We start from the raw sequence: 19,008 nt of genomic DNA on the forward strand, positions 1-19,008 counted from the left end.
GATGAATTTTCAAGAAGTTAAAAAAGAGCTCCTCCCCATTTTGGAGAAGGCCGAAGAAAAACGAAAGGTCTACAGGCGTTATAAATTAATAAGTACCTTGTTTCTGCAGCTTTTTTTTCTCGCAATAATTATAGTTCCAGTTGCGATGTACCTTTTCAACTCACAATTTGTAGCATGGGTGGGAACATTGCCCAAAAACACCATATCAGGATTCCCGATCCAGTTCGCAATGTTGTTTTTTTGGGGTGCTTTTATTGTTGTAATCGTTATTTCCAACAATCGAAAAAGGGAGTACCGCAATCTTGAAGGAGAAATTTTATCAAAGCTTATAAAAAAAATAGCTCCTTCTTTCAGATACTACCAGCACAGACAAATCAGCTCCGAAGCATTGAAAAAAAGTGAATTACTTACGAAATACAATCCCTTCATCAAGAACAAAAAACAGGAGACCATATACAATCTTAACCAAGGGGTTCTTTTAGGAAAAGTCGATTCCACAGATATTACCATGGGCAATGTTAAAACTGTCGAAACAAACTATGGGTCTTATTTAATGTTCCTGCCAATTCTGGCTCATTTATACTTGGCATATGAACATCTTAAACCTTGGTTCAAAAAAGAAGCAAGTATTGAGCAAATAGGGGGCAGCTTCGTTGGAATGTTTGCTTTTGTTGACTTTCCTAAAAGTTTTAAAGGCACTACGGTAGTGCTCCCCGACCAGTATGAAAAAAAATTGGGATATCTGGCAAAGAATATACAATCCATAAACTTCAAACGTGACGAATTAGTAAACTTAGAAGATGTTGCTTTTGAAAATGAATTTGTGGTCTATAGCACTGATCAAGTGGAAGCTAGGTATTTATTATCCCCCTCTTTAATGGAGCGGATAAGTAATTTCAAAAGAAAAATAAAAAGTCCTATCTCTTTATCCTTTAAGGATAATAAACTTTATATAGCGGTGACTATGCCACACGGGTTTTTAAGTTTAAGAACAAATGAAAACCTGATTACATCCAATGCGCTTGAACTTTTTTATGATGACATCACAACAGCGATTGGAATTGTGGAAGACCTTAACTTAAACACCAAGATCTGGGGATAGATAGATTAATTTAATAAGAACAGAAGTACATTTCATGGATTTCAGAAGCCCCAAATGATATTAATCTCACTATTTTTATGGCATACTTTTAAAAATTATGTCCGAGACCATCGTTTCTTTGAATGACGTAGCCATTTTCCAAAATGAAAATCTCATCTTGAACCATATTGACCTTGAGGTGAAAAAAGGAGATTTTGTGTATGTAATCGGTAAAACAGGAAGTGGCAAAAGTAGTTTTATGAAAACCTTGTATGCCGACCTGCCTTTGAAACAAGGTTCTGGGAACGTGGTCGGTTTTAATTTAAAAGGGCTTTCGGAGAGAGAAATTCCATTTTTACGCAGAAAATTGGGCATTGTTTTTCAAGATTTTAAATTATTGCCCGACCGTAACGTGAACAATAACCTTCGGTTTGTGCTTAAAGCGACAGGGTGGACCGACAATTCAAAGATGGATGCTAAGATTGACGAGGTCTTGGACAAAGTAGGCATGAAGACCAAAGGCTTCAAGTTTCCGCATGAGCTTTCTGGTGGTGAGCAACAACGTATCGCCATTGCCCGTTCACTATTGAATGACCCGGAATTGATCTTAGCGGATGAACCAACCGGAAATCTGGACCCCCAAACCAGTGTTGAGGTAATGAAAGTGTTGCAAGATATCAACCAAAATGGAAAAACCATCATTATGGCAACGCATGATTATGCATTGATCTTGAAATATCCGCATAAAACCCTAAAATGTGATGGCAGCAAGGTTTTTGAAGTAGTACAAAAAGCGATTTAATCCCAATACATTCTAAGTGAAAAAAGCTGCCAACTTTAGCATATGTCAATCGGTGTTCAATTCGATATCTGCATTATATGTTCACCCCAAAAGTTTTTTTGTTTCTTTGCCTAAATTAAAATTCACTAACCGTTTATGAATATTCTAGGTATTGATATTGGTGGCTCAGGTATTAAAGGTGCTCTGGTCAATGCAGAAACCGGTGAAATGCTGACGGAGCGTTTTCGAATTCCTACACCAAAATCAAGAAAACCCAAAGAAATGGCCCAAGTGGTCGCGCAAATTGTTGAACACTTTGATTACAAGGGCCCTGTGGGCTGTGGCTTCCCCTCTATCGTTAAAAATGGGATTTGCCGCTCCGAAGGCAATCTTCATCCCAGTTGGATAGGGATCAATGTGGATGAACTGTTCACCGAGGCCACGGGACGTGAGTTTACCGTATTGAACGATGCCGATGCTGCTGGCTATGCTTCCATGAATTATGGTGTGGGAAAAGGAAAAATGGGGCTGGTAATTATGATTACAATAGGTACTGGGCTGGGAAGCGGCGCTTTCTTCAATGGTATGCTTATTCCCAATTTTGAACTCGGGCAAATTCCATACAAGAATTATAAGAAAATTGAACTTTGGGCAGCCGCCTCGGCAAAAGAACGAGAAGGTCTCAGCTTCGAAAAGTGGGGCAAGCGTTTTAACAAATTCCTTAAAATTGTGGAAACCGTGGTTGCTCCTGATCTTATCATTGTTGGCGGAGGCACTTCAAAAAAATGGAACGAGTTCAGTCATTTCATCAATATTGAAACCGATGTGGTAAAAGCGGAACTAATGAACCATGCCGGCATTATTGGCGCCGCTGTGGCCTGTTTGCGCGAACAACACCATGGGCACTTGAGTGCAAAAACTTAGCCTAGTTTATTTCTTTTGCGGTCTACTTCCTTAAGAAAGATTTTTCGTAGTCGAAGATGATTCGGGGTTACTTCCACATACTCGTTTTTTTGGATGTATTCAAGAGCTTCCTCCAAGGAAAACTTGATGGCAGGTACTATTTTGGCTTTGTCATCCGCTCCTGCAGAACGTACGTTGGTAAGTTTCTTCGTTTTGGTCACATTGACCACCATATCATCTCCTCGGGAATTCTCACCAATCACCTGGCCTTCGTAGATATCCTCCCCTGGATCAATAAAAAACTTGCCCCGTTCTTGAAGTTTGTCGATAGAATACGGGATAGCAGTTCCGTTTTCCATGGAAACCAGTGAACCATTCTGCCTTTGGGCAATATCTCCCTTTAACGGCTGATATTCAAAGAAACGATGCGCCATAATGGCTTCTCCCGCAGTTGCCGTAAGCAATTGGTTTCTTAACCCAATAATTCCTCTTGAAGGGATAATGAACTCACAAACCATACGGGACCCCTTGGCTTCCATGCTCGTCATTTCGCCTTTTCTGATGGATACCATTTCCACCGCTTTTCCTGATACTTCCTCCGGAAGGTCTATGGTCAAATGCTCAACAGGCTCGCATTTTACACCATCAATTTCCTTAATGATGACTTGGGGCTGACCAATTTGGAGTTCATAGCCCTCACGCCTCATGGTCTCTATCAACACGGATAAGTGAAGGACTCCCCGTCCAAACACCATAAATTTATCAGCACTATCGGTTTCTTCAACACGTAGTGCCAGATTCTTTTCCAGTTCCTTTTCCAACCGTTCCTTAATGTGTCTTGAAGTGACAAACTTACCATCCTTTCCGAAAAAGGGACTGTCGTTTATAGTGAACAACATGCTCATCGTAGGTTCGTCAATGGAAATGGTCTTCAGCTTTTCAGGATTTTCAAAATCGGCCACGGTATCACCAATCTCAAAGCCTTCCACCCCTACAATGGCGCAGATATCCCCTGCCTCCACTTCTTCCACTTTTTTACGGCCCAAACCTTCAAAAATGTAAAGTTCTTTTACCCTGGTTTTGATTATTTTTCCATCTCGCTTTACCAAAGAAATCTGTTGGTTTTCCCTCAATGTTCCTCGTTGCAATCTTCCAATGGCGATTCTCCCTGTGAAGGATGAAAAATCCAAAGAGGTTATCAGCATTTGGGTAGACCCTTCTTCAGGCTGAAATTCGGGTACATGCTCGATGACCATATCCAAAAGTGGTTCTATGCTTTCCGTTGGCTTTCGCCAATCCTCACTCATCCAGTTCTGTTTTGCAGAGCCATATACCGTGGGGAAATCCAACTGCCATTCTTCTGCTCCCAGTTCAAACATGAGATCGAACACCTTTTCATGAACCTCCTCAGGCGTACAATTCTCTTTATCCACCTTATTGATCACCACACAAGGCTTCAACCCCAGATCAATTGCTTTCTGCAACACAAACCGGGTTTGCGGCATAGGCCCTTCAAAAGCATCGACCAACAACAAAACTCCATCGGCCATATTCAAAACGCGTTCCACTTCGCCACCAAAATCGGCGTGACCAGGGGTATCTATAATATTGATTTTGGTACCCTTGAAGACCACGGAAACATTTTTTGAAACAATGGTAATTCCACGTTCCCGCTCCAAATCGTTGTTATCCAAAATAAGATCACCTTTGTTTTCATTATCCCGAAACAAGCGACAGTGGTACATAATCTTATCTACCAAAGTGGTCTTGCCGTGATCTACGTGGGCAATAATGGCAATATTCTTTATTTTGGACATAACCTGAATTTTAAGCCCGCAAAGATACTGCTATTTTCTACTTGTCAATACGCCAAAATGTTATTTTTATCTTATTGATTTTGTGAAAGTTCCATACTTACAGGCCCACACACCAACGTTTCTCGCTGATGATCCATCCGATACTAAGGTTTACCACTGGATGAATGGCTCCCTTGAAAGGTCCCACATAATACCCTGCACCGGCATCGATGGAAAAACTAAACCCCGCGTCGAAGCTACGTTGAATACCATAAACCAAGCCTGCGTATCCATGCAAACCGTCAACCAATATGCCCTCTACTATTCTTTCGCCCGGTGAAAAAAGTGCTATGCTGGGTGCTAGATAATTCCCCGAATTACCATAAATGGATCTTCCCCTTCTATGACGTGAATTAAAATTGTGGTAATACCTATTCTGTGCGGTTATTGCTGGAAAAAAATCATAATTTTCAATCGGTTCGGAACTTGCAGGTTCAAGGGCAACTTGCCAAGCAACCCTAATATCCAAAGTACTGTTCACACCCAGACCCATTTCATATTCAATACCCGGGTTGAACAGGTTTAGCTTCACTTGTCGTACTTCACAATTTTTACCGAATTGAGCATTGGCCGATACAGCCGTACCTAGCCAAATTAAAATGAAGAATCGCCACATAGTAGGTTATTTGGGTATTAGTATAACAAATCCTTTTTCAAAATAGTATTTTTGCCAAAAAGGTTTCCGATGCAATTAGACGTAATTCCCCAGATAAAACATACAGATAGCGGTAATTTTTTCCTATTGGCAGGTCCTTGCGCTATTGAAGGCGAGGAAATGGCTTTAAAAATTGCAGAAAAAGTAGTCGCCATTACCAACAAACTTCAAATACCCTATGTGTTCAAGGGAAGTTTTAAAAAAGCGAACCGCAGTCGTATTGATTCTTTTACCGGGATCGGGGATGAAAAAGCGTTGAAAATTTTGAAAAAAGTTTCTGATACTTTTGAAGTTCCCACCATAACGGATATCCATGAAATATCCGATGCCGCAATGGCCGCTGAATATGTAGATGTTTTGCAAATCCCCGCTTTTTTGGTCAGACAAACCGATTTGGTGGTTGCCGCCGCCGAAACCGGTAAGGTTGTGAACCTGAAAAAGGGACAATTTATGAGCCCTGAAAGCATGCAACACGCAGTAAAAAAGGTGACTGATTCTGGGAATGACAAGGTTTGGATCACAGATCGTGGAACCATGTTTGGTTATCAAGACATGATAGTGGACTTTAGGGGGGTGCCAACTATGAAACAATATGCGCCTGTTGTTTTGGATGTTACACATTCTCTCCAGCAACCCAATCAATCCTCTGGTGTGACCGGTGGTCGACCAACATTGATCGGTACCATGGCCCGCGCAGGAATTGCTGCAGGGGTGGATGGTCTCTTTATGGAAACCCATTTTGATCCAGCCAATGCCAAAAGTGATGGTGCCAATATGCTCGATTTGAGTTTATTGGAGAAGTTGTTAGCTGATTTGGTGGCCTTGAGGGCTGTGGTGAACACATTTTAGTCCCGTTTGTAGAACCCTTTTCCACGATGGGCATAGACCTCTGCTAAAACCTCTACTAAAATTGTGTCGTCAATCTCTTCCAACGAAGCATAGCGAAGAGATTTGACCACTTTCCGCTTTTCAGTGACCATCAATTCGATATATTTCGTCAGGTGGGCAGAAGTCCAAAAGGCAATGTCAACATAATCTTTCTTTGATGGGGCATTAAAGTAACAGATGGGAAATTTATCAACATAGAAACAAGGGATGCCCCATTTGTATTTCATGGCTGCTTCGGGCACAACAGCTTCAACAATTGCCTTAAGATGCAATAAAATGCTACGCTTGGGCTCGGGTTGTCTCAGGATATATTCTTCCGCGGGATTCATGAGGTCCAAAAATAGGATGCTAGACTAAAAATTTTGATAAAACCAAAGGAAATGTTCAAAATGTGATTACTCGCTTTTCATAAATAGCGCTTCAGAATTAGGAACCGTTGATTTCCCTATCAAAGTCCTCCCTTATATGATCAGCATACTTTTGTGGCGTTTTTTCTGATATCCAAACCCAACGGTTCTTCATATCCACATCAAAATAAAAACAATTGAAGTTACCATCGAACTCGGTATCTAACCGATCCATTAAAAAACGAGTGATTTTTGGTCGTAAGAGATACTCAAAATCAATACAGGCCTGTTGTATTTTGGCACTCTTCTTTTCGGAGATTATCCAGTTGAATTTCACTTTTCTTAACTGAGCATAGTAAGATAGTGAAAAAAGACATTGGACTGTCAAAAAAGTTCAAGGCATCGTTTAACGGCAGTTATTCCAACCCATCTACGTAATTTTGCAGATAGGAAAAACGCGGTGTCAACTTTCCATTTTGGGTCATCCTTGCCCTTTCTAAAATGCCATCCATATCTTGATTGAAAAAAGCGGGAATTACATGTTTGGAAAAGGCCTCCCCGAATCCTGTACTGGCGTCACGTGGCAATTCGCAGGGTAGGTTATCCACCGCCATAACCGCAATAGCATCCTCTTTCCTGTAATCCGTTTCTTTTTCCAAAATGGGATTGTAGCCATAAATGGGCTCCGCAACGGTAGAAGGTCTGATGGTGGAAGCCACCGGACCATCAATATCGCAGCTGATGTCGGCAACGACCTTAATGTTAAAATCGGGGTGTTTGGCATCTTCCCTGGTATACAGGTAAGGTGCGCCATCGCCATAAAAATGTCCAGCGATATAGAAATCGGTCACTTTGGCAAAACGGAAAAAATTAGATTCATATTCATGCGGATTTGCAAAAAAATCGGTTTTGCTTCCCCGTACTCCATCTTTTCGCTTGTTGTATTCCGAAGCATCAATCTGACAATAGACCGGTTCTTGAAAGGTGTCAGCAAGATAGTCGGCGACCGTCACTTTTTTCAACCCCATGGCATCCAACATTTCTTTGGCCCCGTTGCCAACCCTACCCCTACCGGTAAGCAATATTTTGATATTGGGGAGATTGATTTTTTTAAGTTCGGAAATAAGGGCTTGTTGGTCCTTCAAATTTTCCGCCTTGGGAAGTTGGTACAAGTTGAACTTTAATCCATAGGCGCGAATGCCATTATAGGCGCCTACAATTCCGGCATAACGGCCAAAAGCCACTAATCGTTGTCCTTTTTTGTTGGTGATCACTTCATGATCATATAACTCGATGTTCTTTTTTAAGATGGCCCTTAACAAATTACGATTGTAGGGTTGTTTTTTAATGGTATGCGAGAAGAAGAAATATTTTTTGTTGGGAATCAGGGCATCCAGGGGCACCTCTTTAACTCCAAGAAGTACATCGCAAGATTCCATATTGTCCACCACAGGAATTTCCAATGCCGCATATTCTTCATCACTGAACACCCTTATTGGGGAACTTTCAACCAAAATTTCAGCTTTTGGGTGGTGTGATAGGACATTTTGACATTCGTGGGGAGACAACACTACTCTGCGATCTGGAGGATTTTTACGCTCTCTAATGATTCCGAACTTCATAAATTGATTTGGTATAATTCTTGGTCTAAAATACGTGTATTGGAAAGGGTGAGCAAACTTTTGATTAACTTTGCCGCCCGCGTTAGGGATAGAGGCAGGTACCCTGTACAGCCGATAGTCCGACCCTTTTGAAAAAGGGTAACGCCCAAATGGTTCTTTGAAAAAAAAGTGAGTGAACAAGGTCCTGGTATTCGGGACACGATTCGATTGCGCAAATCAAAGATTTGCCATCTCATTATGGGGCCGACCGGTTTTGACAGCGAGACCAATGGCAATGTAAGCATGTCGAGCTATGGGAATGATGCTCGTTAATACAATATCCCACACTTTTAAATGGCGAGTCTAACTACGCTCTTGCCGCGTAATCTGAATCAAAGTAAGATTATGCCACGTCTCTGCTAGGCAGAGAAGCGAGATGTCCTCTAGTAGCCCTTGTTGACGGCGACTAATTTTTGGGCACCATAAAAGTCAACACCGGACCACCACGGCTTCGATGGTGGTTCTAAACTAAAGAAGCTAAGCGTACGATAGGCGGTTTTGGGTCGGTCGTGCGTCGACAATCAATTCAAGACTAAACATGTAGAAAGCTTTGTTATTGCTTGTTTGGACGAGGGTTCGAATCCCTCCGGCTCCACTTTTTAGGTATCAAAACGATACAAAATCCTGTAAATATCTGATTTACAGGATTTTTTTATTTTACATGTATCCATTTGAATCCAAAATACACCATTCTAAAAGGCACCAAATCGATACCCATTTTGAAAATAAGAATAGGTATCGATTTCCTTGTAAATTACTCTTTTTTAGTTATTTATAAAAAAATAAAATTATTTTTTATACCTTTATTTAGCTAAAATCGATACCCAAAAAATGGCAAATACCTTTTCAACTCTATTTTACCTCAAAGACAAGCGGCTTGACAAGAATGGAAAAGCGGGCTTATACCTAAGGATTACGGTCAATGGACAGCGTACAGTGCTAAGTTTGAACCGAAAAATAGACCCGTCCAAATGGGACTCACGAATGAATAAATTGAAAGGGAAAGGTGCCGAACCTGAAGAATTGAATCGTTTTATGACAACAATTCGGCATAGGGTAAACAAGATTCAACATCAACTTATTGAAGAAAGTGAACCTTTTACAGTTCATGATGTTAAGGACCGATATCTTGGAAAAGACAAAAAATATAAAATGCTTCTGGAGCTCTTTGAGGAGCATAACCAACAAATGGAAAAATTGGTGGGTATTGAATTTGCGTTGGGTACCTGGAAGCGATATCATACTACCAAAAGCCATGTTACAGAATATTTGAATACAGAGTATCGTAAAAAGGACATTCCAGTAAAGGATGTGGATTTGAAATTCATCAAAGGTTTTGAGTACTTTCTAAAAGTTACGAAAACTTGTAACCACAACTCGGCCCTTAAGTATGTCAACAACTTTAAAAAGATTGTTCGGATTGCTGTAGCCAACGATTGGATTGCGAAAGATCCTTTCTACAATTACAAAGTGCAATTTAAAACTGTAGAGCGTGAGTTTTTGAACAAAGAAGAGTTACAAAAGCTCATTGACAAAAAAATCGATGGGGAACGGTTGGGTATTGTTCGGGATATGTTTGTACTCTGCTGTTTTACAGGTCTGGCTTATGTCGATATTCAAAAATTGAGACCAGAGGAGATTTATCAAAATGAGGAAGGCGGATATTATATTAAATCCAAACGTTCTAAAACGGATACGGACTTTACTATTCCACTTTTACCCACAGCTGTGGCCATCATTGAAAAATACCAGAACCATCCCAGGGTAGTTGTGTGATTCCTGTTTTAAGCAATCAAAAATCCAATGCCTATTTGAAAGAAATTGCCGATCGTTGCGATATCAAAAAGAACCTTACCACCCATTTGGCCCGTCATACCTTTGCCACTACAGTAACTTTGACCAACGGGGTGCCCATTGAGACGGTCGGAAAAATGTTGGGGCATAAAAATTTGCGGACTACGCAACATTATGCTAAAATAATTGACTCGAAAGTGGAGGAGGATATGGCGATTTTAAAAGAGAAGTTGGCCAACAACTCTCTATAAGTCAGTCATCATATCCACTCTCCGACTCCCCTTCTCTTCCTTCAACTCAATCATCAACTTTTCATTATCCCCAAGTACAAATTTTGGAAGCACATAAACAAATCGCTTTATTTCTCCTGTTTTGATTTCATTGGGCAATTGATATTGATTGTAAATCTTCAACCAAAAGTGGACTGAACTTGGTCTAAAGTTAAGTGATGGTTTTGTTATCTTCAAGGCTAGCCTTGAAGATGGATTCATTAACCATTTAAATCACTTAAAATGACAAAGAAGAAGAACACGGAATCAATCGTAAAGGACATCAAGAGAAAGACAAGGCGCAAGTTCTCCGCCGAGGAAAAGATCAGTATCGTACTAGAAGGGCTCAAGGGCGAGGAATCGGTATCCGGCATATGCAGGCGAGAGGGAATCGCCCCGGCACTGTACTACCGTTGGAGCAAGGACTTTTTGGAGGCTGGGAAGAAACGCCTGATGGGCGACACTTTGCGCGAGGCCAATACCAGTGAGGTAAAGGAACTGCGTGGGGAGAACTCCCAACTCAAGGAAACGGTGGCGGAGCTTCTGCTCCAGAACCGTGTGCTCAAAAAAAGTACGAATGGCTTAGAGTAAAATGGAGGAAGTACATGCGATTTACCCAACAGGAGAAATATGAGATCATACGGCTCGTGGAGACATCCGAGATAGGCGTGAACAGGACATTGAAGGAAATAGGCATCAACAAGAGTACCTTCTACAACTGGTATGGTAAGTACCTCGAAGGCGGCTTTGACGGACTTGCGCCCAACCATAGGGCACGCAATACCTATTGGAACAGGATACCCGACAAGATCAGGTCGGAGGTCGTGGAGATGGCCCTGGACTTCCCGGAGGAATCCTACCGTGGACTTGCCTGCAAGATGACCGATGAACGGGAGTACTATATCTCGGAGAGCAGTGTCTACCGCATACTGAAGTCCCGTGGACTGGTGACATCCCCTGCCTTTGATACCATGGCCGCCTCACAGGAGTACAGGGACAAGACCACAAGGGTTCACCAGATGTGGCAGACGGACTTCACCTATCTGAAGATCGTGGGATGGGGATGGTACTATCTCTCGACCATCCTGGACGATTACAGCCGTTATATCGTCCATTGGGAACTCTGCCCCTCGATGAACGCGGGGGACGTGAAGAAAACAGTGGGAAGGGCACTGGAAAAAGTGTCGCTGCCCAAGGGGAAAATGCCAAGGCTCCTGTCCGACAACGGGCCCTGCTACATCAGTGGCGAACTGAAGGAGTTCATAAAGGAAAGGGAGATGGAGCATATCCGGGGAAAGCCCAACCACCCACAGACACAGGGCAAGATAGAGCGTTACCACCGTTCGATGAAGAACATCATCAAACTGGACAACTATTATCTGCCGGGGGAACTCAAGGAAAGGTTGGAAGAGTTCGTGGACTATTACAACAACAGGAGATACCACGAATCATTGGACAACCTGACCCCTGCAACCGTATATTTTGGATTGGACAAAAAGATATTGGAAAACCGTAAATCGATAAAGAAAAGAACGATGCTCAAAAGAAGGAAAGAGCACCAAATTCAAAAGTTGAAACTATGACTTAACTTTGGACTGGACCAGTTCAGATTCGTTTGAAGACGTACAATCGGCGAAGCTGTAGTAGCGGCCATCGGGTGCCAGAATGATATGGTCCAGTACTTGGACATCAAAGACTTTGGCCCCTTCCTGGATCTTTTCGGTGATCAGGCGATCGGGTCCACTGGCCCGCAACTGTCCCGAGGGGTGGTTATGGGTGAGGATGATCCCGGTGGAGAGGGTCTTCAGTACAATGGCGAACAGAATCCGCACATCGACCAAGGTTCCCGAGATACCTCCCGTGGAAAGCGGATAGATGCCCTTGACCTTGTTGGATTGGTTGAGCAGCAGCACCTTGAAGGTCTCGTGGAGGCCTATGGTATCGGTGTCCCAGTTCTTGAACAGCAGTTGGGCCACTTCGTTGGAGTTCTGAAGGGAAAGCGACTTCAGGGTACTGAGCTTTTCCCGGTAACTGATCAGTATTTCGTTGACTTTATGTTCCATGTCTTTTTATAAAAGGGAAAGTGGGCGCCCAGATGTATCGGGGCACCCATTGGTCCTATTGGTCGTTATTGCCTCCCAACAACAGGATCTCACTGACTACCACTTCGGTCACATAGCGTTTGTTCCCTTCCTTGTCCTCATAGGTACGTGAGGTGAGTTTCCCCTCGATGGCGATTTCCCTGCCCTTGGTCACGAACCCTTCGATGATGTCGGCAATCTTGCCCCATCCGATAAGGGTGTGCCATTCGGTGTCGGTGATGCGCTCCCCTTCCTTGTTCCTGTAATGCTCGTTGGTGGCCAAGCTCAGACGTGCCACCCGTTTGCCACTGTCCAGATCGGTGATCACAGGGTCCTGTCCCACATTTCCGATCAACTGTACCTTGTTTCTTAATGTACTCATGATAAAAAGTTTTAAAAGGTTAAAAAATCCCCCGTTCCATTTGCGCACTTGAACCCAAATTTTAAGGGGCGTTCGTTTGGTTCCCTTCGTGCACAGCAACATAAAAGAAGTCGGTTCTGTCAAGGCTTTTGCTGGGAAATCGGGAGGGTCCGTAACGTAGTTAAACCCTTGGGTTTTTCAAGGAAATGGATACCCTATTTGCCCGCAAAACAGTGCTTGGCCTTTACAGGTTCGACAAGGGCCCCTAGGAATTCCCTCCGACCCATTGGCAAGGGAGCGTACGAGAAGTAAAGCGAGTGCAGGCGATGGTGTCCTGATTGGAATTCCTTGGGCACTGCCCTGTTTTTCGATGCCCCGAAAAACATCAGGGGCTTGTTTTATTATGGCCCCCTTGAAATTTGGGGTGACCATGGTACCCATCCGTTGGCAGGGCATGCGGCATATCCATCGGGCAACGGTACTCGTCCCTTTTCCTGTCGTAGGGAAAACCCTCTATCTCAGGTTTGTACTTTCCGAAGACGGGTATCCATCCGGTGACCTTCCTTTGCTCGAGAAAATCGTAGTTGGAGCCGTTGGAATAACCCGCGTCCGCCAGTAAAATCGTCTTTATAAGCTCGCTCTTCCCCAAACGGTCCTGCACCCTCAGGCCGATACTCTTCAGGTATTGGCTGTCCCTGCCGTCGGCAAAGTCCGCCTGGATGTGCGAGATGACCCCTTCCGCCGTATCCACAGCCATGCTGCAACGGTAGTTGAGCTTTCTGGCCTTGCCCGGTTTTACCGATATGCGGGCATCCGGGTCATGGGGGTTGTAGTGTGTCTTGTTGCTGAGCAGTCGTGCTCTCTTGTGTGATGCACCAGAGGGGCGTACCGGACTCTCCCGAAGGTTTCGGTGGTGCTTTTCCATGCGCTTCAGCTCGTGTTCGGGTGCGGTGATATGTGCGAGGGAAACGGTCTTCCCATCCTTTTTCGTGGCTCCCCCGTTTTCTTCCGACACTTTTTTCAAGTGGTCATCCATGGGTGTGGCCGGACACCATCCCGCTTTCGACACAAAGTGCAAATACCTTGCTGAAGAGTTTCTCGAAAAGGGATTCCGGGTAAAGTTGCCTTGTCCTGCTGACCGTTGAGTGCCATGGCAGTTCCTCGTCAAGGTCATAGCCCAAAAAATAGAGCACGTCCATCCGCATGCTACAGTGTTCCAACAGTTTTCGGTCAGAGGTGATGTTCTCTAGGTATCCCGTGATCAAAAGCTTGAAGAAGACCACGGGGTCAATCGACGGGTTGCCCGTACTGCCATAAAGTTCCTTCGTATACCTGTAAAGAAAACTCAGATCAAGTGTCTCGTGGAGCCTTCCGTAAAGGTTGTACTTGGGAACACGGTCCGACAGCCTGAAGCTGAGGAACAGTTTTTCGGTGTAGCTTTTTCTGCCTTGCATACCATAAGTTACCGATTTCCCGACGCCTATGAAAGTAAGAATTGATGAATATCAGAGTTGTGCAACAGCCACGGCCTTTTTATTGGACTCAACAGAAGAATTAACTCTCTTATTAGAATTTTGCTTACCCCATTTAATAAAATTTGTCTATTTTTAAAATCAATTGATGTTCTTTTAGTTTTTAGGAGTTATAGGCGACCGATTCGGTTACCATCCAAGGAAGTTGACATATAAATAATTGTTTTTCAAGATAATATAATTAAGGTTTGGGTACCGTCCAGACCGCACTAAAATTAATGCGTCCAATTTCTTGGGAGCATTTTTTCTTTTTTAAGAGTACCACATGTGTGTACAACCTTCCCTATAATTGCAGTATTTATGCCATTCAAATTGGCTTTTCAAATCAAAACGAAAGAAATTGAAAAGGAGATATTGGTGCTTGTGGCGGTTAATATGACTTATGAAAATCAAACCGGAAGAAATACCCGATGCCGTCAGTCTGGAAAAAGGTAAAATCACGCAAATTGTGCATCAAACCTGGAAGACCTCCGTTGTTCCCGACAATTATAAGGGATGGGTCGATTCTTGGGAAAAACACAACCCCCATTTTCACCATGTTCTCTGGGAAGATAAGGTCATTATTGAGTTTATAAATACCGAATATCCCGAGTACCTAGATTTGCTGGGCAGGTTAAGACGTCCTGTTGAGCTGGCCGACTTTTTCAGATATCTGGTGGTATATCATTTCGGCGGAATCTATGCAGATCTTGATACCGAATGTCTGCAACCCATAGATCCGATTCTTGAAACGAATGATGATTTTTTCTGCTGTGTTGAGAAATGTTGCCCAGACGAGCAAACCATGAAAGCACTAAGATTGGTAAGGCCCTTGCAACTATGTCAATGGTTTTTCGGAGGCGTAAAAGGGTGCGTGCTTTTAAAGTCACTATGTGATAGAATTAGCACAAATTATCCACCCAATCGGGTTGCCTCATGGGGGCTTGAAGAGACTTTGCAACACACAGGTCCTGGCGTGTTCACTGATATGGTCTTAAAAGCCAAGGAAGAAAAACAAAACGTAACGGTATATCCCCAGTACTTCTTCGCCAATGGGTCGTGCGGTACCACGGGTTTTGAAGATGACTACCCCTCTTTGGTAGCGTCCATTCCCCAAAGTATCCACAAGCAGCATCTTGTGTTCATCCATCACCACTTTAGTGGTAGTTGGAAGACCTGACAAGACCACAACGATCAAGCCATACAACCATATTGGAATCAATCGAACTTGGATGCATACCTACTTGTAAAACAATTCCTTTTGAGTTGTAAGAATCTTCTAAAATAGGTATATTAAGTGTCTACTAAACAGAACGTTCTTGCCATGTCAACCAATAACAATCCCTATTACAAATATTCCAAGACCGCACTAAATATTCTCACCTCAAATTGGTTTACTCCAGACACTCCGGGGAATTGGGTGCCCAACGATTATTGGCGTACCCCGACCATCTGCCTTATCTTGATTGAGGCCATGCAGCTGTATGACACTAATGACTACCTGAATACCCTTGTCAATGCCTATAATGCCGGCAACCCTGATACTACCGACTGTGCGTATTATGACGATCTCAGTGTATGGGGAAGAATGTACACCAAGGGCTATAGGTTGCTGAACGCCCAGGGGAAAGTACAAGATGCCGCCAATTTTCTGAACGAGGCTAAAACGGTGAGCAATCAATTGAAAAGCGCTGCCGATTCGGTCTGCGGTGGGGGAATTTGGTGGAAACGGGATACCGGCGACCCCAATAATTTCAAGGCCGCGAATTCCACTATTGGATGGGCAGAAACCGCCATCGACCTATATAACATCACACAAGATGCGAGCTATTTGAACGATGCCAAAACCGCAATGGACTGGGTAATGGCCAAGGGATTGATTGCTTCAAATGGTGCTGTTTGGGGCGGCATGGGGCATCAAACAGATTGTAGTATCGCCAATGACAATCCCCCGGTAATTGCCCTACAGGGCAATCCATTGGCCCCTTTATGGGCGCTGTATGCCGCAACCAAAAATCAATCATATCTAACGGCTGCCCAAAACTGTGTAGCCTGGGCGATGGCCAACAAGACCTTTTCAGGAACACAGATATTTCAGACCAAAGAAGATGTTGAATGGAAAAACCAGTCCCTCAACTGGCAGGAAGGAAACTCGGGCCCATGCCTGTTCAAAGGAATATTTTCGCGATACTTGGCCGAACTTGCGATCAATATGTTCAAATCTGGCGATGCTGATTTGGTCATACGGGCAAAAAAATATGACACCATGCTTAAGGCCAATGCAGATATGGTGGTGAAAAACTACCCTTCCTACATTTTTAGTATGGATTGGAATAGCCCGAACCCTGGGTACACGCCAACACCCAATGACCAATTGAATGCTTCCCTGCAGTACAGTGGGGTTTCGGTATTGCTGTCAGCCGCGAAAACGGCCAGCATAATTTCATAACTATCCATCAAATCAGATCGCAGATTCACTAGACAGTATTTCCAAAAATCTATTTGCCGCGTTCTTCCATGAATATTTTTCTAAAAATAAGCTCCGTGGTGATGTGATTTTCTTGCTGGTCCCATCCAGTATGGCCCTAACAATGGATTTAGCCGCTTCCGCATCCGGCTCCCACCAGTGGGCGTCCTCAAATAGTGAAAGGTCTTCAATGCCAAGTTGTCCATCAAATTCAACTGGCACCTTTCTACTTGGTATAAGATGAGCAATTTCGTCATTTAGGTAGGTAGTGTAGGCAGTATGATGTGGTGCAATCAAGGTTAGACCTGCAGCACCGGCCTCCATCATGGGCATATCCCAACCTTCGCCATGTGACATGCTAATATAGTGGTTGGTCGTTCTGTACAAGCGTACCATAGACTCGGATGACAGAATTTCTTGAATGAAATGTATCGGAGCGTAGTGACCCCTTTCTATACCCAAAGAATTTTGCATATACTCCAAATCAGCTTTGAATGTTTCATAATAGCCCTCTTGCAGCCCACCAATCTTCAGAATCAAGATAGCATCATCTTCTGCTGTGGTAGCCTCCATCCAAACCCTAATAAGTTTTAACAGATTCTTTCTGGGACGCAATTCAGAAATGTTCAAAAAGCGAAATGAATAATCAGAAAGTGGCCTTCCTTCGGTATCACCGATATTTAACGGAGGCCAATTCTGGACAAACAGTTCTGAATCCACACCCAAAGGGCATAATCGTATCCTATTTTTTGGAAATCCCCTGAACTCCCAAGAGGCCCTTGAAGATTGCGTGGGCACTATCAACAAGTCAGACTTGAGGCTGGGCTCCAACCACATTGCAGGTATGCGATCGGCCTCGAACATGGTAAACAACACATGCCTGCCCTCCTTTTGAATCTCAAATTGATGTGGCATGCAGAAATACAGGTATACATCACACCCTACGTCATCGTTTAGGGAGTCAATCCAGTTCGGCTGCAGTGCATCCGGCAACTGCTTCTCACTCCAAGTTGCGACATCTTTGAGATGAATATCGATGCCCAACTTCAAAAATTCGCCCACAAAAGATCTCACATGATGGTCATAGCCCGATACGCCTTTATGTGGTCCGACGATATGTAAAGCAGTAATTTGCACTGAATAGTCCTTTTATTATCCTAACAATAGGATTATTATTTTAGTAAGATCGATCCTCAAATTTAGCAGGTAATTTCTTATAATTCAGAAATTTATTGTACCTTATCGCCTAGCCATTTTCGTACATGCGACCCGTAACCAAAATTACTCCTCCCCCTCATTATCAAGTGCCCGCTACCCAAAAATTTGCCGCGCTTAAAGGTGGGGTGATCAATCCTGTGAACTACGTGTTTCAGGTGCACAATAACACACCTATACAGACCACCGCCATTTTGGAGAAAATGCAATCATATTCACAGAACCCACCTGCAAAAAAAACCGTTGATGCTGAAGCGTTCCGGCTAATGAAAGTCCGAATGTATGGCATTTACGGCTCGTCTCGCAGAGATCTAATCGACAATTTCGGACAATATTGTAATTTCTGCGGATTACCAGTATATGATTCATCTCTAGCCGTTGAACATACCCTTCCAAAAGATCAGTTTCCCATAGTATGTGTAGACTATAACAATTTTTTGTTGGTTTGCCCGGTATGCAACAGCAAAAAGGGGTCCAGACCAACCTATGCAGATGGGGTGGCGTGGTCGGGCGTACCCCATCCGACCCTAGCTCAGGTGCGAGATGCCGCTTTTGCTAACTTCATGTGGGCCACACTTAAAGAGGCCTATCGCGGTTTTTATCCCACATTTCTGGTAAAACCCGTAGGCCAGGGAAATTGGACAGCCCTTCCACCAAACTATGCGTTTTATCTTCAAAATTCATTTATCGAAACGAGTGGGCAGGAAGTCATTGCCAGCATTTTTGATGGCAATCAACTTCAGCGGGTGGCGGTTATGGCCTTTGTCAATCCAAACAACAATGTATCTGACAACATGCTCAAACTAATTGGTCAAAACGACTTTAATCCAAACGCACCGGAACTGAGCGATCGAAGAATACTAAACCTGACCAAAACCTGGTTGGCTGTACTTGAGGCCCTCAAAGGTTTTGAAATTGCCGTCGGTACAGGAAACCAGACCATTATCGATACTTTTTTCAACCAATTAAAGAGTATGGCTTCTGCCAAAGGTTTCTACTATATGTGGATATTCATCCTTCAATATTTCACTGCCAACACCAATATGAAAACCTTGGTGACGGAATTCGTCCAAAAAACCGCGAACAACACCTATTTCCCCGGAACGAATACAGCTGAAATCCCATAAAAACCACATCC

The 19,008-nt window shown here is 43.4% G+C and carries 21 protein-coding genes, 1 other RNA gene and 1 pseudogene; 12 read left to right on the forward strand and 11 right to left on the reverse strand.

The window, feature by feature from the left end:
* Window position 1 precedes the first annotated feature (1 nt).
* From GTQ34_RS14250 to ppgK, 3 genes are all read left to right on the forward strand, one after another.
* On the forward strand, window positions 2-1,102 hold the full coding sequence (locus tag GTQ34_RS14250) for a DUF3137 domain-containing protein (protein ID WP_166524488.1): 1,101 nt from the start codon (window positions 2-4) through the stop codon (window positions 1,100-1,102).
* Between the two features lie 97 nt (window positions 1,103-1,199).
* The gene (locus GTQ34_RS14255) at window positions 1,200-1,883 is read left to right on the forward strand and encodes a cell division ATP-binding protein FtsE (RefSeq protein WP_166524489.1); all 684 of its coding nucleotides are present in this window, start codon (window positions 1,200-1,202) and stop codon (window positions 1,881-1,883) included.
* Between the two features lie 135 nt (window positions 1,884-2,018).
* The gene (gene ppgK, locus GTQ34_RS14260) at window positions 2,019-2,786 is read left to right on the forward strand and encodes a polyphosphate--glucose phosphotransferase (protein WP_166524490.1); all 768 of its coding nucleotides are present in this window, start codon (window positions 2,019-2,021) and stop codon (window positions 2,784-2,786) included.
* On the opposite strand, the gene typA is transcribed toward ppgK, so the two are convergent.
* On the reverse strand, window positions 2,783-4,582 hold the full coding sequence (typA, locus tag GTQ34_RS14265; protein ID WP_166524491.1) for a translational GTPase TypA: 1,800 nt from the start codon (window positions 4,580-4,582) through the stop codon (window positions 2,783-2,785). The genes ppgK and typA overlap by 4 nt on opposite strands.
* Before the next feature lie 97 nt (window positions 4,583-4,679).
* The gene (locus GTQ34_RS14270) at window positions 4,680-5,237 is read right to left on the reverse strand and encodes a hypothetical protein (protein WP_166524492.1); all 558 of its coding nucleotides are present in this window, start codon (window positions 5,235-5,237) and stop codon (window positions 4,680-4,682) included.
* A gap of 69 nt (window positions 5,238-5,306) precedes the next feature.
* Between GTQ34_RS14270 and kdsA the strand changes: the two genes are divergently transcribed.
* On the forward strand, window positions 5,307-6,125 hold the full coding sequence (gene kdsA / locus GTQ34_RS14275) for a 3-deoxy-8-phosphooctulonate synthase (RefSeq protein ID WP_166524493.1): 819 nt from the start codon (window positions 5,307-5,309) through the stop codon (window positions 6,123-6,125).
* On the opposite strand, the gene GTQ34_RS14280 is transcribed toward kdsA, so the two are convergent.
* From GTQ34_RS14280 to GTQ34_RS14290, 3 genes are all read right to left on the reverse strand, one after another.
* Window positions 6,122-6,493: a DUF1801 domain-containing protein gene (locus GTQ34_RS14280; protein WP_166524494.1), complete on the reverse strand. Its 372-nt coding sequence runs from the start codon at window positions 6,491-6,493 to the stop codon at window positions 6,122-6,124. The genes kdsA and GTQ34_RS14280 overlap by 4 nt on opposite strands.
* A 97-nt stretch (window positions 6,494-6,590) precedes the next feature.
* Window positions 6,591-6,746, reverse strand: a complete 156-nt coding sequence (locus GTQ34_RS14285) for a hypothetical protein (RefSeq protein WP_166524495.1) — start codon at window positions 6,744-6,746, stop codon at window positions 6,591-6,593.
* Between the two features lie 181 nt (window positions 6,747-6,927).
* Entirely contained in the window at window positions 6,928-8,133 is a 1,206-nt protein-coding gene (locus tag GTQ34_RS14290) for an NAD(P)-dependent oxidoreductase (protein WP_166524496.1), read from the reverse strand.
* 239 nt (window positions 8,134-8,372) lie between these two features.
* Between GTQ34_RS14290 and ssrA the strand changes: the two genes are divergently transcribed.
* The 3 genes from ssrA to GTQ34_RS16960 all read left to right on the forward strand — a co-directional run bounded on the left by ssrA (window position 8,373) and on the right by GTQ34_RS16960 (window position 10,217).
* Window positions 8,373-8,770, forward strand: a transfer-messenger RNA (tmRNA) gene (gene ssrA, locus GTQ34_RS14295).
* A gap of 233 nt (window positions 8,771-9,003) precedes the next feature.
* Window positions 9,004-9,948, forward strand: coding sequence for a site-specific integrase (locus GTQ34_RS14300; RefSeq protein ID WP_313790509.1), 945 nt, complete (start codon window positions 9,004-9,006; stop codon window positions 9,946-9,948).
* Window positions 9,949-9,983: 35 nt separating this feature from the next.
* A complete protein-coding gene (locus tag GTQ34_RS16960) occupies window positions 9,984-10,217 on the forward strand; it encodes a tyrosine-type recombinase/integrase (RefSeq protein ID WP_313790510.1) in 234 nt (77 codons plus the stop codon).
* Here GTQ34_RS16960 and GTQ34_RS14305 read toward each other — a convergent pair.
* Window positions 10,212-10,379: a hypothetical protein gene (locus GTQ34_RS14305; RefSeq protein WP_166524497.1), complete on the reverse strand. Its 168-nt coding sequence runs from the start codon at window positions 10,377-10,379 to the stop codon at window positions 10,212-10,214. The genes GTQ34_RS16960 and GTQ34_RS14305 overlap by 6 nt on opposite strands.
* 99 nt (window positions 10,380-10,478) lie before the next feature.
* Between GTQ34_RS14305 and GTQ34_RS14310 the strand changes: the two are divergent.
* Window positions 10,479-11,818: pseudogene (locus GTQ34_RS14310) on the forward strand (IS3 family transposase).
* Here GTQ34_RS14310 and GTQ34_RS14315 read toward each other — a convergent pair.
* The 4 genes from GTQ34_RS14315 to GTQ34_RS16825 form a co-directional block, all read right to left on the reverse strand.
* Entirely contained in the window at window positions 11,813-12,298 is a 486-nt protein-coding gene (locus tag GTQ34_RS14315) for a JAB domain-containing protein (RefSeq protein WP_166524498.1), read from the reverse strand. The pseudogene GTQ34_RS14310 and the gene GTQ34_RS14315 sit on opposite strands and share 6 nt — an antisense overlap.
* A 55-nt stretch (window positions 12,299-12,353) precedes the next feature.
* Entirely contained in the window at window positions 12,354-12,698 is a 345-nt protein-coding gene (locus GTQ34_RS14320; protein ID WP_166524499.1) for a single-stranded DNA-binding protein, read from the reverse strand.
* A gap of 364 nt (window positions 12,699-13,062) precedes the next feature.
* Window positions 13,063-13,713 carry a transposase gene (locus GTQ34_RS14325; protein ID WP_166524500.1) on the reverse strand — a complete coding sequence of 217 codons (651 nt, stop codon included), beginning with the start codon at window positions 13,711-13,713 and terminating at the stop codon, window positions 13,063-13,065.
* Complete coding sequence (locus tag GTQ34_RS16825; RefSeq protein ID WP_313790512.1) at window positions 13,706-14,101, reverse strand: transposase; 396 nt, start codon at window positions 14,099-14,101, stop codon at window positions 13,706-13,708. Before GTQ34_RS16825 ends, GTQ34_RS14325 begins: the two co-directional genes overlap by 8 nt.
* Here GTQ34_RS16825 and GTQ34_RS16965 point away from each other — a divergent pair.
* From GTQ34_RS16965 to GTQ34_RS14345, 3 genes are all read left to right on the forward strand, one after another.
* Complete coding sequence (locus GTQ34_RS16965; protein WP_166524502.1) at window positions 14,039-14,176, forward strand: hypothetical protein; 138 nt, start codon at window positions 14,039-14,041, stop codon at window positions 14,174-14,176. The two genes, GTQ34_RS16825 and GTQ34_RS16965, sit on opposite strands and share 63 nt — an antisense overlap.
* Before the next feature lie 415 nt (window positions 14,177-14,591).
* Window positions 14,592-15,368: a glycosyltransferase family 32 protein gene (locus GTQ34_RS14340; protein ID WP_166524503.1), complete on the forward strand. Its 777-nt coding sequence runs from the start codon at window positions 14,592-14,594 to the stop codon at window positions 15,366-15,368.
* Between the two features lie 144 nt (window positions 15,369-15,512).
* Complete coding sequence (locus tag GTQ34_RS14345; RefSeq protein ID WP_166524504.1) at window positions 15,513-16,637, forward strand: glycoside hydrolase family 76 protein; 1,125 nt, start codon at window positions 15,513-15,515, stop codon at window positions 16,635-16,637.
* A 12-nt stretch (window positions 16,638-16,649) separates the two neighbouring features.
* Here the strand turns inward: GTQ34_RS14345 and GTQ34_RS14350 are convergent, their stop codons facing one another.
* Complete coding sequence (locus GTQ34_RS14350; protein WP_166524505.1) at window positions 16,650-17,792, reverse strand: glycosyltransferase family 4 protein; 1,143 nt, start codon at window positions 17,790-17,792, stop codon at window positions 16,650-16,652.
* A gap of 125 nt (window positions 17,793-17,917) precedes the next feature.
* On the opposite strand from GTQ34_RS14350, the gene GTQ34_RS14355 reads away from it, so the two are divergent.
* Window positions 17,918-18,997 (forward strand): HNH endonuclease, encoded by a 1,080-nt coding sequence (locus GTQ34_RS14355; protein WP_166524506.1) that lies wholly within the window; start codon window positions 17,918-17,920, stop codon window positions 18,995-18,997.
* The last annotated feature ends 11 nt before the right edge of the window (window positions 18,998-19,008 follow it).

The organism is Flagellimonas ochracea (assembly GCF_009903685.1).
Taxonomy (GTDB): domain Bacteria; phylum Bacteroidota; class Bacteroidia; order Flavobacteriales; family Flavobacteriaceae; genus Flagellimonas; species Flagellimonas ochracea.

Excerpts from the sequence above, each read along its gene's own strand:
- GTQ34_RS14320 (WP_166524499.1), bottom strand. The coding sequence starts at position 12,698 with ATGAGTACATTAAGAAACAAGGTACAGTTGATCGGAAATGTGGGACAG.
- GTQ34_RS14340 (WP_166524503.1), top strand. The coding sequence starts at position 14,592 with ATGAAAATCAAACCGGAAGAAATACCCGATGCCGTCAGTCTGGAAAAA.
- GTQ34_RS14255 (WP_166524489.1), top strand. The coding sequence starts at position 1,200 with ATGTCCGAGACCATCGTTTCTTTGAATGACGTAGCCATTTTCCAAAAT.
- ppgK (WP_166524490.1), top strand. The coding sequence starts at position 2,019 with ATGAATATTCTAGGTATTGATATTGGTGGCTCAGGTATTAAAGGTGCT.
- GTQ34_RS14300 (WP_313790509.1), top strand. The coding sequence starts at position 9,004 with ATGGCAAATACCTTTTCAACTCTATTTTACCTCAAAGACAAGCGGCTT.
- GTQ34_RS14290 (WP_166524496.1), bottom strand. The coding sequence starts at position 8,133 with ATGAAGTTCGGAATCATTAGAGAGCGTAAAAATCCTCCAGATCGCAGA.
- typA (WP_166524491.1), bottom strand. The coding sequence starts at position 4,582 with ATGTCCAAAATAAAGAATATTGCCATTATTGCCCACGTAGATCACGGC.
- GTQ34_RS14355 (WP_166524506.1), top strand. The coding sequence starts at position 17,918 with ATGCGACCCGTAACCAAAATTACTCCTCCCCCTCATTATCAAGTGCCC.
- kdsA (WP_166524493.1), top strand. The coding sequence starts at position 5,307 with ATGCAATTAGACGTAATTCCCCAGATAAAACATACAGATAGCGGTAAT.
- GTQ34_RS14285 (WP_166524495.1), bottom strand. The coding sequence starts at position 6,746 with ATGGATCGGTTAGATACCGAGTTCGATGGTAACTTCAATTGTTTTTAT.
- GTQ34_RS14270 (WP_166524492.1), bottom strand. The coding sequence starts at position 5,237 with ATGTGGCGATTCTTCATTTTAATTTGGCTAGGTACGGCTGTATCGGCC.
- GTQ34_RS14280 (WP_166524494.1), bottom strand. The coding sequence starts at position 6,493 with ATGAATCCCGCGGAAGAATATATCCTGAGACAACCCGAGCCCAAGCGT.
- GTQ34_RS14345 (WP_166524504.1), top strand. The coding sequence starts at position 15,513 with ATGTCAACCAATAACAATCCCTATTACAAATATTCCAAGACCGCACTA.
- GTQ34_RS14315 (WP_166524498.1), bottom strand. The coding sequence starts at position 12,298 with ATGGAACATAAAGTCAACGAAATACTGATCAGTTACCGGGAAAAGCTC.
- GTQ34_RS14250 (WP_166524488.1), top strand. The coding sequence starts at position 2 with ATGAATTTTCAAGAAGTTAAAAAAGAGCTCCTCCCCATTTTGGAGAAG.
- GTQ34_RS14325 (WP_166524500.1), bottom strand. The coding sequence starts at position 13,713 with ATGGATGACCACTTGAAAAAAGTGTCGGAAGAAAACGGGGGAGCCACG.